The sequence below is a fragment of the Amycolatopsis sp. NPDC051716 genome, from assembly GCF_040681595.1.
Lineage (GTDB): Bacteria > Actinomycetota > Actinomycetes > Mycobacteriales > Pseudonocardiaceae > Amycolatopsis.
The window spans coordinates 32,450-48,020 of record NZ_JBFAZA010000019.1; the positions used below are offsets into that span (position 1 = coordinate 32,450).

Here is a 15,571-nt window from a genome sequence, read left to right on the forward strand (position 1 = left end):
GCCGAGGGGGGATTCCGGTCGGCCGGGTGCCCGCCGAGAGGCGGGCTTTTTCACACGGGAGGGGACCCGAATGAGTGTCGATCTGTCCACCACGCTGTCCTGGACCACGGCGACCGGCGATGCCGCGACGATGCTCGGCGAGCTGCAGCCGAACATCCTCAAGGCCCACGTCCGCGACCACCTGTCCGCCCTGTTCCTCGCCTTCGGCGACGCGGCAGAGGCGCGTGCCTTCCTCGTCTCGGTCACCGGGAAGATGAAGTCCGCCAAGGCACACCTCGACGAGGTGAGCGCGTTCAAGACCGCCGGCGGCGCGGGCACGCCGTACGTCGGCGTCGGGCTCACCGCGGCCGGCTACCGCGCTCTCGGCGTCGACGGAAACATGCCGCAGGACGAGGCGTTCCTGCGCGGGATGACGGCCGCGGGCACGCGGCAGCAGCTCAACGACCCGCCGCGCTCGACGTTCGATCCGGGCTACCGCGGGGAAATCCACGCCATCGTGCTCGTGGGGGACGCCACGGACAAGGCGATGACCGCCCGCCGCAACGAAATCCTCGGCCTGCTGCCGGATTCGGCCACCGTGCTCGCGGAGGAAACCGGCCTCGGCCGCGTCAACGCGCGCGGCGAGGGCATCGAGCACTTCGGGTACGTCGACGGCCGCAGCCAGCCGCTGTTCCTGGCCGAAGACGTCGACGCGGAGAAGAACAACACCGACGGCATCAACGTGTGGAATCCGGCGGCGCCACTCGATCAGGTGCTGGTTCCCGATACCGCGGCGCCGGATCCCGGCGTGCATTTCGGCAGCTATTTCGTTTTCCGCAAACTGGAGCAGAACGTCCGGCGGTTCAAGCAGGCCGAAGCGGATCTGGCCGACACGCTCGACCTCACCGGCGAAGACCGCGAGCGGGCCGGGGCGATGATCATCGGCCGCTTCGAAGACGGCACGCCGCTGACCACGCAGCGGGAAGACGGCGCGGAGAGCCCGGTGTCGAACAACTTCACCTACGACAGCGACCGCGCCGCGCTGAAGTGCCCGTTCCAGGCGCACATCCGCAAGACGAACCCGCGCGGCTCCGGCAACGCCCAGGACCCGGCCGCCGAGCGGCGCCACCTGATGGCCCGCCGGGGCGTCACGTACGGGGAACGCCCGGACGACCCGAACGCCGACGTGCCGCCCGCGGCCCGGCCGAGCGGCGGGGTCGGGCTGCTGTTCATGGCCTTCAACTCCGAGCTGGGCAACCAGTTCGAGTTCACGCAGGCGATCTGGGCGGACAACCCGGGCTTCCCGATCGTCGAAGGCGTCACGCCGGGCCTGGACCCGGTGATCGGCCAGGGCGAGCGCGGCTCGTCGGACTACACCGTGGAGTGGGGCGGCTCCACGCAGCGGACGGCCGGCCCGGTGCCGCAGGCGGTGACGCTGCGGGGCGGCGAGTACTTCTTCATGCCGTCGCTGGCCTTCCTGCGGTCACTCTGAGCTGGGGGCGAAGGCCACCACCGGGTTCGCCCGGTGGTGGCCTTCGGAGGAATCAGGCGTCGAGCAGGTCGAAGGCCAGCAGCCCGGCGCCCAGCCGCCCGGCTTCGTCGCCCAGCTCGGCGATCCGCAGCTCCGGCATCCGCTGGAACGTCAGGTGCGCGGCCAGCCACTCGCGCACCGGCTCCAGCACGTAGTCGGCCGCGGTGAACAGGCCGCCGCCCAGCACGATCACCTCCGGGCCGAGCAGCGTCAGCAGCGTCCGGATCCCGTGGCCGAGCCCGTCGAGCGCGTCCTGGACGACGGCGACCGCGACCTCGTCACCGCGTCGCGCCAGCTCGACGACCTCGCGGGCGCCGTCGGCCGGGCGGCCGGTGCGCTCGGTGTAGCGGCGGGCGATCGCGGCCGCCGACGAGATCGCCTCCAGGCAGCCGGTCGCGCCGCAGCCGCACTTGCCGGCGTGCCCGACGTCGATGTGCCCGACCTCGCCGGCCTGCCCGTGCGCGCGGTGGATCCGGCCGTCGAGCAGCAGCGCGGCCGCGATGCCGGTGCCGACGGGGATGAACGCGGCGTTCGTCGCCCCGCGCCCGGCGCCCACGCGGAACTCGGCGATGCCGCCCGCGGTGACGTCGTGCCCGAAGGCGACGGGCAGCCCGAGCCGGTCTTCCAGGAGCTCGCCGAAGGGGACTTCGCGCCAGTCGAGGTTAGCCGAGAAGTGGCAGACGCGGGTCTCCTCGTCGACGATCCCCGGCACCACCACCCCCACCGCCGCGGGTCGCCCGGTCCCGGCCTGCTCGGCCAGCGCGGCCACGATGTCCGCGGTCTGCGCGGCCAGCGCCGTCCCGTCCGCGCTGCGGGCCGTCTCCGCGCGCAGTGCCGCCTTGGGCTGCAGCTGCTCGTCGAGCAACGCGGCCTTGATCGTCGTCCCGCCCACATCGAGGGCGGCCACCATTCGAGTCACCGCGGCATTGTCACATTGACGCAGCCCAAACGGCGGACCTACGCTCAACCGGCCAGACGACGGATTCCGGAACGCGGTGCAAGTCCGCGCGGTCGCGCCACTGTGACCCCCGCCAGGGGGAAGCCAGACCCGGACCGTCGTGAGAGACCCCGATGAGGCCGCGAAAGCCCGAGGAGGCCACGCCATGACCCAGACGGCAGCTCCCGCCGTTCCGCTCCCGATCCGCATCCCGATCCGTGAGATCGTGCCGTGGGCGGTGTTCGTGGTGCTCCTTGCGCTGATCGCGCTCTACTTCGTGAGCGCCGAGCAGGGCGCGACGGCGGTGTTCGCGAACATGTACGTCCACGAGTTCGTGCACGACGGCCGGCACCTGCTGGCCTTCCCCTGCCACTGATCGGCGGGCACGTACTCCCATGATGAAGACCTTGCTGGTCCGCGGCATGCTCGCGGGCCTGATCGCCGGTGTGCTCGCGTTCGGGTTCGCCTACGCCTTCGGTGAGCCGTCGGTGAACGCGGCCATCGGCCTCGAGGAGTCCGGTGGTCACTCGCACTCCCACGACGCTTCCGCTCCTGCTCCTGCTCCGTCCGCGGAAGAGGAAGAGCTCGTCCCCCGCGACATCCAGAGCACGCTCGGCCTGCTCACGGGGGTGCTCGTCTACGGCGTCGCGATCGGCGGCCTGCTCTCGCTGGCGTTCGCGTTCGCCCAGGGACGGCTCGGTGCGCTGCGCCCCCGGCTGACGGCGCTGCTGCTCACGGCGGGCGCGTTCACGGTGGTGTTCCTGGTGCCGTTCCTGAAGTACCCGGCCAACCCGCCGGCGGTAGGGCAGCCGGGCACGATCGGCTCCCGGACCGAGCTGTACTTCGGCTTCGTCGCGGTCTCCCTGCTGGTGGGCATCTTCGCCACGGTGTTCGGCCGCAAGCTGGCGGACCGCCTGGGCGCCTGGAACGCGTTCCTCCTGGCGGCGGCGGGCTACGTCGTGGTGATCGGCATCGTGGCCTGGTTGATGCCGGTGGTCGACGAGATCCCGGCAACGTTCCCGGCCTCGACGTTGTGGAGCTTCCGAACAGCCTCGGTCGGCACCCAGGTAACGCTGTGGCTGGCATTGGGCCTGACGTTCGGAGCATTCGCGGAGAAGGCATTGAACCGCCGGACCACGGTCGCCGCCTGACCCGGCGGTTGTCAGGCCGGTTCGCGGTCGGGTCCGGCGATCCGGGTGGGTTCTGCGGGGACACGGCGGTGCCGCGGGTGGGCTTCGGCACCGTCGGGCCGGTCAGGATCCAGATCCACCGGGCCGACGAGCGAAGCCGCGGACCGGCCATCGGCGGCGCGGCGGGCGCGGCAACGGACCGCCATTGGCGGCGGCGAGACGGGGTGACCGCGCTCCGGGGCAATCGCGCCGCCCGGCGGGGCCTTGGTCGGCAAGGCTCTGGTCGGCAAGAGCCGGTTCGCATGGCCCGGTCGCCAAGGGAGCCAGCCGCAAGGCCGGGGTCAACAGAGCCCGGGTGAACAAGGCCAGGGTTGGCAAGTCGCCCGGGTCGCGAGGGCCCCGCCAGCAAGGCCGAGGCCAGCAAGGCGGCAAACTCCCGGCCGGCAAACCCGCGGCCGGCAAGGTTTCGGCCGACCGCACCCCGGCCCGGCCGCGCTAAGGCGCGCCCGGCGGCACGAACGGCAGGTCCGGCGGCGCCCCGCGGTCCAGCAGCGTCCGCAGCAGCTCCGTGTCCAGGTGTTCGTCGACCGCGTCCGCCAGCTTGTCCAGCATCTCCTCGCGCAGCTCACCGAAGCCGGGCGCGTCCGGCGCCGGTGTCCAGCCGACTCCCGCCTGCGCCGCCGCTTCGGTGAGCCACGCGCGACGGAAGGCGTCGTTCTCGAACGCGCCGTGCCACATCGTGCCCCAGACCGCTCCCGCGCGCCGACCGTCCAGGAAGGACTCTGCCGGGGTCGTGGCGATCACCGAGCCGTGGTGGATTTCGTAGGCGTCCACAGGATGGCCGCGCCACGTTCCCGCCGGCCGGGTGAGCACCTTCTCCGCGGCGAACGTCACCCGTCCAGGCAGCAGGCCTAGGCCCGCCACCTCGCCCGCGCCGGATTCGACGTCGTCCACAATGGACTCGGTGAGCATCTGGTAGCCGCCGCAGATGCCCAGGACCGGGCGGCCCGCGGCGGCCCGGGCCGTCACCGCCGTGTCGAGGCCACGCTCTCGCAGCCAGGCCAGGTCGGCCACGGTGGCGCGCGACCCCGGCAGCACCACGATGTCCGCCGCCGCGACGACGTCGGGGTCGGCGGTGAGCGTCACCGTGACCCCGGGCTCGGCGGCCAGCGCGTCGACGTCGGTGGCGTTGGACGCGCGCGGGAACCGGACGACCGCCACGCCGAGGCCACCACCGGGCGTTTCGCGGCGCCAGCCCGCCACGGCGAGAGCGTCCTCCGAGTCGATCCACACCCGGTCCAGCCAGGGCAGCACGCCCAGCACCGGCCGTCCGGTGATCTTCTCGAGGCTGTCCAGGCCCGGCCGCAGCAGGCCGACGTCGCCGCGGAACTTGTTGACCACCCAGCCCGCGACCAGGGCCTGGTCCTCGGCCGACAGCAGCGCGAGGGTGCCGAACATCGCCGCGAGCACGCCGCCGCGGTCGATGTCGCCGACGACCAGCACCGGCAGCCCGAACCGCCGCGCGAGCCCCATGTTGACGTAGTCGCCGCCGCGCAGGTTGATCTCCGCCGGACTGCCGGCGCCTTCGCAGACGACGACGTCGAAGCGCGCGCTCAGGTCCTCGAAGGCACCGAAGGCGATCTCGGCCAGCCCGGCGCGGCCGGTGGCGTACTCCCCCGCTTCGAGCGTGCCGAACGGCTTCCCGAGCGCGACGACGTGGCTGCGCCGGTCACTGCCGGGCTTGAGCAGTACGGGGTTCATCGCCGCTTCGGGTTCCACGCCGGCGGCCCGCGCCTGCACCCACTGGGCGCGGCCGATCTCGGCGCCGTCGGCGCAGACCATGGAGTTGTTCGACATGTTCTGCGCCTTGAACGGCGCCACCCGCACCCCCCGGCGCGCAAGCCACCGGCAGATCCCGGCGGTGACCAGGCTCTTCCCGGCATCGGACGTCGTCCCGGCGACGAGCAGCCCGCTCATCGCCGGTTGTCCACAGCCAGGCCGACGCGGGCCGAGTTGTCCACAGATCGCCGAGCGGGGCCTTTCCCCCACCGGGAGCCGATAGACTGGACAGGGGCCGCCCCCCAGGGAGTGGCGGGGGCTGCGCTGGCGGCGATGGCCACCGCTGCCGCCCCTACCAGCCGGGAGAGGCGCACTGCGCGGCGCAGGTCCGTCGGCTGCGGGTCGCGGCCTTCGCCGAGGCGGGCCCGGCTCTCCACCTCGCCGCCGTAGCTGTTCGTCCCGCCGAGGCGGATGTCCAGCGCTCCCGCGAACGCCGCTTCCACCTGGCCCGCGTTGGGGCTCGGGTGCCGGCCGCCGTCTCGGCGCCACACCCGCCAGGACTCCCCGGCCCGGCCGCCCGCGCACAACGCCGTGAGCGCCGCCCCGATCCGCGACGGCACCAGGTTGACGACGTCGTCGGCGCGCGCCGCAGCCCAGCCGAAGCGGCGGTAGCGCGGTGAGCGGTAGCCGACCATCGCGTCGAGCGTGTTGAGCGCGCGGTAGCCGAGGAGGCCCGGCATCCCGGCGACGGCTCCCCAGAACAAGGGCGCGACCACGGCGTCCGAGGTGTTCTCGGCGATCGATTCGGTGGCCGCGCGGGTCAGCTCGGCGGCGTCGAGGGCTGTCGCGTCGCGCGCGCAGAGGTGCGAGAGCCGCTGACGCGCTTCGGGCACTGCGCCCGCTTCGAGCAGGCGGGCCATTTCGGTGCCTTCGGCGGCCAGGCCGCGGCCGCCGAGGACAACCCACGTGGACGCGGCGGTGAGGACGAACCGCGCGAAGGGACGTCGCCGCGTCGCCGTCTGAAGCGCGACGCCGAGGCCGACGGCGCCGAAGGTGCACAGCGCGGCGTACGCGGCCCCGCGCGGCTTCGAATCAGCCCACAGACGGTGTTCCAGGCGGGCCGCGGCGGTACCGAACAGAGCGACCGGATGGCCCGTTCGGGGGTCACCGAACAGAGCGTCGGTTACGTATCCGGTCACGAGTCCGGCCGCGGTTGTCCCTAGACGGAGTGGCACGTGGCGCACGGTAGCGCGTGCACCAGAATGCCGGGTATGACTGTGCCCAATGCCGCCTCCGCGAAGAAACGTCCGTCGGCGGGGCTGACGCACCGGCTCGCCGGGTATCTCGAAACCCTGGCTCGTGCCCTCCGCCGGTACGGGCGCGACGAAGGCAAGGTGCTGGTCCTCGGCGGCGTCCGCTCGGGGAAGTCGCGGCACGCCGAGCGGCTCGTCGCCCACCACTCCCACCTCGTCTACGTCGCGCCCGGCCTGCCCGCGGGCGAAGACGACCCCGAATGGGCCGCGCGGGTGGCCGCGCACCAGGCGCGGCGGCCGGCGAACTGGAAGACCGTCGAGACCACTGACCTGGCCGGCGTCCTGCGCACGGCGACCGAGCCGCTGCTGATCGACTGCCTCGGCACCTGGCTGTCCCGCGTGCTGGACGACGTCGGCGCGTGGCGGCAGAAGCCGGGCTGGGAGCACCGCCTGGACGACCGGCTCGAGGACTTCCTGGCCGCGTGGGCCGCGGCGCGTGTACCAGTGGTCGCGGTGAGCAACGAGGTCGGCAGCGGTGTGGTGCCCGCAACGTCGTCCGGACGGCTGTTCCGTGATGTGCTGGGCGCACTCAACAACCGGGTGTCCGCCGACGCCGACCGGGTCGTGCTGGTCGTCGCGGGCCGGGCGCTCGACCTGTAGCCAGGAGGCGCCCGTGTTCGACGTACCCGTGCCCGACCCCGCCGCCCGCACCGCCGCACTCGAGCGGCTCGACGGCCTGGTCAAGCCGCTCGGCGCGCTGGGCAGGCTGGAGGAGATCGCGGCCTGGCTGTCCGCGGCGCACGGCACCGTGCCGCCGCGCCCGCTGGACGACGTCCGCGTGGTCGTCTTCGCGGGTGATCACGGCGTGTCGGCGCTTTCGGCGTACCCGCGCGAGGTGACCGCGGCGATGGTGCGGGTGTTCCTGGCCGGCAAGAGCGGCGTGAACGTGCTGGCCGCCCAGGTCGGAGCGCGCGTGCGCGTAGTGGACATCGGTGTCGATTGGGACGGCGCGGACGTGCCGGCCTCGGTGACGGCGCACAAGATCCGCCGCGGTTCGGGCTCGATCGACGTCGAGGACGCGTTGCTGCCGGGCGAAGCCCAGGCGGCGTTCGAAGCGGGCCGGGCGATCGCGCTGGAGGAACGTGAGGCGGACGTCCTGATCCCGGGCGACATGGGGATCGGCAACACGGCGATGTGCGCGGCGCTGGTGGCGGCCTCCCTCGGCCTGCCGGCGACGGAGGTCGTCGGCACGGGAACGGGAGTCGACGCAGCGGGTTTGGAGCGCAAGACGGCGGCGGTCGCGGCGGCGTTGACGCGGACGGCGGGCCGGACGGAGGACCCGTTCGAGAGGCTGACGGCGCTGGGCAGCGCCTGCGTGGCAGCGACGGCGGGCTTCCTGGTCCAGGCGGCGGTGCTGGGAATTCCGGTGCTGCTGGACGGGGTGTTCTCCGGCGCGGCGGCGTTGGTGGCGCGGGACATCGCGCCGGGGGCGGAGCAGTGGTGGCTGGCCGGACATCGGTCGACGGAACCTTCGCAGGCGTTCGCGTTGAAGGCGCTGGGGCTGGAGCCGATCCTGGACTTCGGCCTGCGGCTCGGCGAAGGCAGCGGCGCTGTCCAGGCTGTGCCGACCCTGCGAGCGGCCCGGGCGATCCTGGCCGAGATGGGCCTGTTGGCCGACCTGGCATGAAGGAAGCAGCCCCCGCCACTCGAGGGTTTCCCGGAGTGGTTGCCACACCTCCGCCGGTGCCGGCAGTCGCAGCCTCGCGGTTTCCGAGCCGGGGCGAGCGGGCCCGCCCGCCCGGGATCTCGCTGCAGATGACCGCGGCGAAGCTGAGCCGCCCGGTGTCGGCGATCAGCTGGGAACCGGACCGCAACCGGCAGCCCGACGGCGCTTGCCAGCCCTACGCCGCGCAAGAAATGGCCGCCGCCCGGCGACCCAGGCCGAAGATCGGCAAGCCAGCCTCGGACCGAGTGTCGCGGGCGATGATCCAGGCTGAGCTGGATGCTCGCCGCTCGGCGACCACGGCTGCGGCTGCGGCTGCGGCTGCGGCTGCGGCTGCGGCTGCGGCTGCGGCTGCGGCTGCGGACAACCCGACGTGAGCCGGTGGGTTGATGCCGTGCGGATGGCCGTCGGGACGCTGACCACCGTGCCGGTTCCCGCTCCGCGGGTCATCGATCGGCGTGTTGCCGGGCGGGCCATGCTGCTCGCTCCCCTTGCCTCGCTCCCGCTGGCCGCCGCCGCTGGGGGGATCGTCTGGGCCGGTTCCGCCGCCGGGCTGCCCGCGCTCGCCACCGCGGCACTCGCCCTCGGTGCCGTCGCGCTCGGCAGCCGAGGATTGCACCTCGACGGGCTCGCCGACACCGCCGACGGCCTCGGTGCCTCTTACGACCGCGCCAAAGCCCTCGACGTCATGCGCCGCGGCGACTCCGGGCCCACCGGGGTGGCCACCCTCGTCCTGGTCCTCCTCGTCCAGGTCGGTGCCCTGACCGCCGCCAACCCGATCACCGCCGCCGCGGGCGTGCTCGTCGGCCGGTGCACGCTCTCCATGGCGTGTGCGCGGGGCGTTCCGTCAGCACGGCCGGACGGGCTCGGTGCCACCGTCGCCGGCTCGGTGCCGCGCGCCGCCGCGATCGCCGTGGGCGTGGCCGCCGCCGGGCTGGCGGTGCTGCTGCCTGGCCTGCCGTGGTGGCGCGGGCCGCTCGCCGTCGGCCTCGCCTACGCCGTCGCGAGTGCGCTCCTGTGGCGGTGCACCAAACGGCTCGGCGGCATCACCGGTGACGTCCTCGGTGCCGGTGTCGAAGCCGCCGTCGCGGCCGCTCTGGTCGCGTTGTCGATTTAGGTCCACCGGCTGGCCGAGACGCCCGGGCGCTACGGAGCTCAAGCGCCGCACGTGGCCGAAACTGTCATACCCCCTCCTTACAGTGATCCGCGTGAACCGGACCGATCGTCTCTACGCCCTTGTCGAAGAACTCCGCGCCGTCGCGCCGCGGCCACGCAGTGCGCGCTGGCTCGCGGACCGGTTCGAGGTCAGCGTCCGCACCGTCGAACGGGACATCAGTGCCCTGCAGCAGTCCGGAACGCCGATCTACGCCGAGGCCGGCCGCACCGGCGGGTACTGCCTCGACAAGGCGCACACGATGCCGCCGGTCAACCTGACGCCCGCCGAGGCCGTCGCCATGGCGCTCGCGCTGAGACACCTCGACGCCACTCCCTTCCGGGCGGAAGGGCGCTCGGCGCTGCGCAAGCTGGTCGCCGCGATGCGGCGGGAGGACGCGGACGCGGCGCAGAACCTCGCCGCCTGCGTCCACCTGCTCGGCAGCGGGCCCATCCCGCCGATGCCGCACGTGCTCGGTATCCGCCGCGTGCTGCGCATCCGATACACCGACCGCGCAGGCACCGTCACCCGGCGGGAGATCGAGCCGCTCGGCTACGTCGGCAAGCCCGCGCACTGGTACCTCATCGCCTGGTGCCGGCTGCGCAAGGAGATCCGGGCGTTCCGCACCGATCGGATCGTCTCGTACTCCGTGACCGCCGAAGTGCCGCCGCTTCGCCGGCTGCGGCCCGAGGACCTCGACATCCCGTACGGCGACGTCGATCAGCTCACTTTGGCGGGGTGAACACGGAGAAGTGGTTGCCCGCCGGGTCGAGCACGTGTGCGAACGTCACGCCGACCGGGTTGACGCTCGGTGGCCGTTGCACCCGGCCGCCGGCCTTCTCGACCTGCCGGCAGGTGGCGTCGACGTCCTCGACGAGCACGGTGAAGATCGCGTAGTCCTCGGTTCCCCTGGAGAGCCCACCGCGCGAGCCGCCGGTGTCGATCACCCGGTAGACCGGGTCGGTGCTGGCCGACGAGTCCTGGGCGATCTTCCAGCCGAACACCTCGCCGTAGAACTGTTCGGCGGCTGCCGGGTCCGCGGTACCGATCTCGAACCAGGCGACGTCGTTGAATCCGGGCATGTCGTTCCTTCCGCTGCCACGCCGGGTGTTTCCCGGTGTGCGCCCAGTTTCGGTGGCGGTAACGACAACCCCCTGTCGGTGTTTACGAAACTTCTCGCAAAGTCGCCAGGAACGCGTCCGTCGTCGCGCGGTCGCGGACCGCCAGCCGCAGATGATCCGGGCCGAGGCCGGGGAACGTGTCCCCCCGCCGCACCGCGTAGCCCGCTTCACGCAGGCGCGCGCGCAGGGAAGCGCCGCCGGGGACGCGGACCAGCACGAACGGGCCACGCGGGTCGCCCAGCACCGGCACGCCCGCCGCGGTCAGGCCGGAGACCAGGTACTCGCGGTCCGACTCCGCCGCGACCGCCAGCTTTTCCGCTTCCTCCACGGCGGCCGGCCGGCAGCACGCCACGGTCGCCACGCCGGCCAACGTGGACACCGACCAGGGCACCTGCACCGCCCGCAGCCGCTCGACGACATCCGCCGGAGCGAGCACGTAGCCCGCTCGCAGGCCGGCCAAGCCCCAGGTCTTCGTCAGGCTGCGCAGCACGACGACACCCGGGACACCGGACGCCAGGCTCTCGGCCTCGCCCGGGATCGCGTCCAGGAACGCTTCGTCCACCACGAGCAGCCGGCCGGGGCGCACCAGGGAAAGCAGCGAAGACGCGGGATGCAAGACCGATGTCGGGTTCGTCGGATTGCCGACGAACACCAGGTCGGCATCGGCCGGGACCCGCGCCGGATCGAGAACGAAACCGTCCGCCTCGGCGAGGATCACCCGCGAGACCGCGTGTCCCGCCGCCCGCAGCGCCGCTTCGGGCTCGGTGAACTGCGGGTGCACGACCACCGCGTGGCGCGGCCGCAAAGCCGAGGCCAGCAGCGTGAACGCCTCCGCCGCACCCGCGGTGACCAGCACTTCCGAAGGAGGACGGCCGTGGCGTGCGGCCACCGCCCGCACCGCGTCCGCGGTGGACGGGTAGGCGGCCAGCGAGTCCAAAGCGGACGCCAGCTCGGCCCGCAGCCAAGCGGGCGGGCGCGGCAGCCGGACGTTCACGGCCAGGTCGACCAGTCCCGGCCCGACCTCACGATCACCGTGGTGGTGCAGGTCGTAATCAGACACGGCCATACGCCCGCACCCGCGCCGCGAACCGCTGGGCCAGCTCGGGGTACCCGGCCCAGTGGACGTGCAGGTAGGACGCGTGCAGCGTCGGCGACGCGAAGCCGTCCAGCTGCCGGTCCCAGCCCCAGGCCGCCGAGGCGCCGTGCGACGGCGTCACCTCGGTCCGGTGGAACTCGTGCCCGGTGACGCGCTGGCCGGCCGTCGCCATCAGGTTGTCCTCGACGGCGACCGCGCGCCGGTAGCCGAGCTTGCCGCGGGCGGTCATCTTGGCGTCCGCGGGCACCGCACCGGCCATCGGCACGCCGTCCAGGGACTGGCACAGGTACAGCAGCCCGGCGCATTCCGCACTGACCGGCATTCCGCCCTGGACGGCCGAAGCCACTTCGCTACGCAACGCCGTGTTCGCCGACAGTTCCGCCGCGTGCACCTCCGGGAACCCGCCGCCGAAGTACAGACCGGCGCACCCGCCGGGCAACGCCTCGTCACGCAGCGGATCGACGTCCACGACCTCGACGCCGCAAGCCGCCAGCAGCTCGATGTTCTCGGTGTAGCGGAAGGTGAACGCCGGACCGCCGGCGGCGGCGATCGTCACCCGCGGACCATCCACCCCGGACGGCTCCCACGGCGGCGAAGAAAGTCCCGGCGCCCCGGAAGCGATCCGGACGATCGCGTCGAGGTCGACGCCGTCGCGCACCCACGCGGCCAGCGCGGGCAGTACATGCTGAGCCTCCGCGGCCCGTTCCGCCGCCGGGACGAGCCCGAGGTGACGGCTCGGCGCGTGGATCTCTTCGTTGCGGTACAACGCCCCCAGCAGCGGGACGCCGGTGGCTTCCAGCGCGGACGCGATCTCGTCGAGGTGGCGCTGCGAACCGAGCTTGTTGAGGATGACCCCGGCGAGCCGCACGCGGTTGTCGTAGTGGGCGAAGCCGAGGACGGTCGCGGCGACGCTGCGGGAGGCGGCCGAGGCGTCGACGACCAGCACCACCGGCGCGTCGAGCAGGCGGGCCACGTGCGCGGTCGAGGCGTAGCCTTCGGTGCCCAGTGCCCCGTCGAACAGGCCCATCACGCCCTCGATCACGGCGATGTCGGCCCCCGCGGAACCATGCCGCAGCAACGGAACCAGCCGGTCTTCGCCCTGCAGGAACGGGTCGAGGTTGCGCGCCGGGCGTCCGGTCGCGAGCGCGTGGTAGCCCGGATCGATGAAGTCCGGCCCGACCTTGTGCCCGGACACCCGGTGCCCGGCCGCGCGCAGCGCCGCCATCAGCCCGGCGGCGATCGTGGTCTTGCCGTGCCCGGAACCGGGCGCGGCGATGACCACCCGCGCTACCACTCGATCCCCCGCTGGCCCTTCTGGCCGGCGTCCATCGGGTGCTTGACCTTGGTCATCTCGGCGACCAGGTCGGCGGCCTCGACGAGCTCCGGCGGCGCGTACCGGCCGGTGATGACGACGTGCTGGTGCCCGGGCCGCGAGACCAAAGTGGACACCACGTCGGCCACGTCGAGCCAGCCCCACTTGAGCAGGTAGGAAAATTCGTCGAGGACGTAGAAATCGTGCGTCCCGGCGGCGAGCCGGCGCTTGATCTCCGCCCACCCCTCACGGGCGTTCGAAGCGTGGTCCTCTTCCGTGCCGGACTTGCGCGCCCAGCTCCAGCCCTCGCCCATCTTGTGCCACTCGACCGGCCCGCCCTCGCCGGTGTCGTCGTGCAGCTTGCCCAATGCCTTGAACGCGGCTTCCTCGCCGACGCGCCACTTCGCCGACTTGACGAACTGGAACACGCCGATCGACCAGCCCTGGTTCCAGGCGCGCAGCGCCATCCCGAACGCGGCCGTCGACTTGCCCTTCATTTCGCCGGTGTGCACGGCGAGCAGCGGCCGGTTGCGGCGCTGGCGCGTGGTCAGGCCGTCGTTCGGGACGGCTTCCGGTTTGCCCTGCGGCATCAGGCGGCCCTTCCGGTCCGGGCGCGGACGGCGTCCGCCAGCGATTCGGCGGCGACGCCGGCGAGGGGGACGTGTTCCGCGCCGAGGTGGGCGGCGAGGTCGGCGGCCAGGCCGAGGCGCATCTTGCCGCTCTCGCAGTCCATGACGATCGTCGTGACGCCGGCCAGGAGCCCGGCCGCGGCCTGGGCGCGTGCGACGGCGTCGGGACCGCTGGTGGCGCGGCCGTCGGTGACGACGACCAGCAGCGGGCGGCGCCGGGGGTCGCGGATCTCCTCGACACGCAGCACGCGCGCCGCCTCCAGGAGCCCTTCGGCCAGGGGCGTCCGGCCGCCGGTCGGGAGACCTTCGAGGCGGGACGCGGCCGCGTCGACGCTGATCGTCGGCGGCAGCGCGAGTTCGGCCGCGTCGCCGCGGAACGTGACGAGCCCGACCTTGTCGCGGCGCTGGTAGGCGTCGAGCAGCAGCGACAGGACCGCGGACTTGACCTCGCGCATCCGGGCCTTCGCGCCCATCGAACCGGACGCGTCCACGCAGAACAGCACCAGATTGCCTTCGCGGCCTTCACGCAGCGCGAACCGCAGGTCTTCGGGGCGCAGCTCGAGCCCGGCACCGGTGCGGCCGCGGGCTTTCTGGTGCGGTGCCGCGGCTTTCACGGTCGCGACCAGGTGAGGCCGGCCTTCGCGGACGCTCGTGGGCTGGACGCCGATCGTCCGGCCGCTGTCGGTGATCGCGCGTGAACGGCGGCCGCGCTCGCCCTCGCCCATGCCCTTGACGCGGAAGACGCGTGCCTTGAACGTCTCACCGGCCCCGACGGTCTTCTGCTGGCCGCCGCTCTGCGGCTTCGGTTCACCTTGCGGGGCGTTTTCGCTGCCTTGGGGAACTTCGTCTTGAGACGGCGCCGGACCGGAGCCGGGGCCGTCGTCTTCGGGGCCGGGGTCCGGTTCGGCGTCCTGCAGCGCCTGCTCCAGCTGCTCTTCCGAGATCCCCGGCGCGTCGAACGGGTTCCGGCGGCGCCGGTGCGGCAGCGCGAGCCGCGCGGCGACGCGGACGTCCTCGGTGGTCACCTCGTCGCGGCCGGTCCAGGCCGCGTGCGCGACCGCCGTCCGCGCGGTGACGATGTCCGCGCGCATGCCGTCGACCTCGAAGGACGCGCAGACCTCGGCGATCCGGCGCAGGGCCTCGTCGGGGAGCTTGACGGCGGGCAGAAGCCGTTGCGCCGCTTCGATGTCCGCGGCGAGCCGGGCGTCTTCGCCGGCGTACTGCGCGGCGAAGGCGTCGGGATCGGCTTCGTAGGCCAGGCGACGGCGGACGACCTCGACGCGCTGCTCCGGATCGCGGCTGGAGGCGACCTCGACGGTCAGCCCGAACCGGTCCAGCAGCTGCGGCCGCAGCTCCCCCTCTTCGGGGTTCATGGTGCCGATCAGCACGAACCGCGCGGCGTGCGAGACCGAAACCCCTTCGCGCTCCACGGTCGCGCGGCCCATCGCGGCGGCGTCCAGGAGCGTGTCGACGAGGTGGTCGTGCAGCAGGTTGACCTCGTCGACGTAGAGCAGCCCGCGGTGCGCGGCGGCCAGCAGGCCGGGCTGGAAGTCCGTGACGCCTTCGGCAAGCGCGCGTTCCAGGTGCAGCGAGCCGATGACGCGGTCTTCGGCGGCGCCGACCGGGAGTTCGACCAGCTTCGCGGGCCGCCGGTGGCTGGTCGCGCCGTCGTGCGGGCCGTCCGGGCAAAGCGGGTCGGGAGCCGCGGGATCACAGGAGAACCGGCAGCCGTCGACGACGTCGACACCCGGCAGGAGGCCGGCGAGCGCGCGGACCATCGTCGACTTCGCGGTGCCCTTTTCGCCGCGCACCAGCACCCCGCCGACCGCGGGCGAGATCGAGGACAGGACCAGCGCCAGGCGCAGGTCCGGCAACCCGACGACAGCGGTGAACGGATACGGCTTCAACAGCGCTCCTCCAGCTCGGCG

General features: G+C 73.1%; 15 protein-coding genes. 7 read left to right on the forward strand and 8 right to left on the reverse strand.

The annotated features are described in order from the left end of the window. Positions 1 to 70: 70 nt before the first annotated feature. Positions 71 to 1,471, forward strand: coding sequence for a Dyp-type peroxidase (locus tag AB0M30_RS25630; protein WP_364588148.1), 1,401 nt, complete (start codon positions 71 to 73; stop codon positions 1,469 to 1,471). 52 nt (positions 1,472 to 1,523) lie between these two features. On the opposite strand, the gene AB0M30_RS25635 is transcribed toward AB0M30_RS25630, so the two are convergent. Next, positions 1,524 to 2,420 carry an ROK family protein gene (locus AB0M30_RS25635; protein WP_103337642.1) on the reverse strand — a complete coding sequence of 299 codons (897 nt, stop codon included), beginning with the start codon at positions 2,418 to 2,420 and terminating at the stop codon, positions 1,524 to 1,526. A gap of 193 nt (positions 2,421 to 2,613) precedes the next feature. Here AB0M30_RS25635 and AB0M30_RS25640 point away from each other — a divergent pair, with 193 nt between their 5' ends. Both AB0M30_RS25640 and AB0M30_RS25645 read left to right on the forward strand, forming a co-directional pair. Next, a complete protein-coding gene (locus AB0M30_RS25640; RefSeq protein ID WP_003069169.1) occupies positions 2,614 to 2,823 on the forward strand; it encodes a CbtB-domain containing protein in 210 nt (69 codons plus the stop codon). Positions 2,824 to 2,842: 19 nt separating this feature from the next. Then, complete coding sequence (locus AB0M30_RS25645; protein WP_364588151.1) at positions 2,843 to 3,598, forward strand: CbtA family protein; 756 nt, start codon at positions 2,843 to 2,845, stop codon at positions 3,596 to 3,598. Between the two features lie 474 nt (positions 3,599 to 4,072). Here the strand turns inward: AB0M30_RS25645 and AB0M30_RS25650 are convergent, their stop codons facing one another. Continuing rightward, a complete protein-coding gene (locus AB0M30_RS25650) occupies positions 4,073 to 5,554 on the reverse strand; it encodes a cobyric acid synthase (protein WP_364588154.1) in 1,482 nt (493 codons plus the stop codon). Beyond that, positions 5,551 to 6,591: a cobalamin biosynthesis protein gene (locus tag AB0M30_RS25655; RefSeq protein WP_364588156.1), complete on the reverse strand. Its 1,041-nt coding sequence runs from the start codon at positions 6,589 to 6,591 to the stop codon at positions 5,551 to 5,553. Before AB0M30_RS25655 ends, AB0M30_RS25650 begins: the two co-directional genes overlap by 4 nt. 36 nt (positions 6,592 to 6,627) lie before the next feature. Between AB0M30_RS25655 and AB0M30_RS25660 the strand changes: the two genes are divergently transcribed. The 4 genes from AB0M30_RS25660 to AB0M30_RS25675 all read left to right on the forward strand — a co-directional run bounded on the left by AB0M30_RS25660 (position 6,628) and on the right by AB0M30_RS25675 (position 10,227). After that, entirely contained in the window at positions 6,628 to 7,269 is a 642-nt protein-coding gene (locus AB0M30_RS25660; RefSeq protein ID WP_364588159.1) for a bifunctional adenosylcobinamide kinase/adenosylcobinamide-phosphate guanylyltransferase, read from the forward strand. 13 nt (positions 7,270 to 7,282) lie between these two features. Further along, a complete protein-coding gene (gene cobT, locus AB0M30_RS25665) occupies positions 7,283 to 8,296 on the forward strand; it encodes a nicotinate-nucleotide--dimethylbenzimidazole phosphoribosyltransferase (RefSeq protein WP_364588162.1) in 1,014 nt (337 codons plus the stop codon). 436 nt (positions 8,297 to 8,732) lie between these two features. Then, complete coding sequence (locus tag AB0M30_RS25670; RefSeq protein ID WP_364588510.1) at positions 8,733 to 9,449, forward strand: adenosylcobinamide-GDP ribazoletransferase; 717 nt, start codon at positions 8,733 to 8,735, stop codon at positions 9,447 to 9,449. A gap of 91 nt (positions 9,450 to 9,540) precedes the next feature. Continuing rightward, complete coding sequence (locus AB0M30_RS25675) at positions 9,541 to 10,227, forward strand: YafY family protein (RefSeq protein WP_364588165.1); 687 nt, start codon at positions 9,541 to 9,543, stop codon at positions 10,225 to 10,227. Here AB0M30_RS25675 and AB0M30_RS25680 read toward each other — a convergent pair. From AB0M30_RS25680 to AB0M30_RS25700, 5 genes are all read right to left on the reverse strand, one after another. Continuing rightward, positions 10,211 to 10,567: a VOC family protein gene (locus tag AB0M30_RS25680; protein WP_364588168.1), complete on the reverse strand. Its 357-nt coding sequence runs from the start codon at positions 10,565 to 10,567 to the stop codon at positions 10,211 to 10,213. The two genes, AB0M30_RS25675 and AB0M30_RS25680, sit on opposite strands and share 17 nt — an antisense overlap. Before the next feature lie 82 nt (positions 10,568 to 10,649). Next, positions 10,650 to 11,666, reverse strand: coding sequence for an Rv2231c family pyridoxal phosphate-dependent protein CobC (cobC, locus tag AB0M30_RS25685; protein WP_364588513.1), 1,017 nt, complete (start codon positions 11,664 to 11,666; stop codon positions 10,650 to 10,652). Then, positions 11,659 to 12,996, reverse strand: coding sequence for a cobyrinate a,c-diamide synthase (locus tag AB0M30_RS25690; protein ID WP_364588171.1), 1,338 nt, complete (start codon positions 12,994 to 12,996; stop codon positions 11,659 to 11,661). Before AB0M30_RS25690 ends, cobC begins: the two co-directional genes overlap by 8 nt. Next, on the reverse strand, positions 12,990 to 13,604 hold the full coding sequence (gene cobO, locus AB0M30_RS25695) for a cob(I)yrinic acid a,c-diamide adenosyltransferase (RefSeq protein ID WP_364588174.1): 615 nt from the start codon (positions 13,602 to 13,604) through the stop codon (positions 12,990 to 12,992). Before cobO ends, AB0M30_RS25690 begins: the two co-directional genes overlap by 7 nt. Beyond that, on the reverse strand, positions 13,604 to 15,550 hold the full coding sequence (locus AB0M30_RS25700; protein ID WP_364588177.1) for a putative cobaltochelatase: 1,947 nt from the start codon (positions 15,548 to 15,550) through the stop codon (positions 13,604 to 13,606). Before AB0M30_RS25700 ends, cobO begins: the two co-directional genes overlap by 1 nt. Positions 15,551 to 15,571 lie beyond the last annotated feature (21 nt).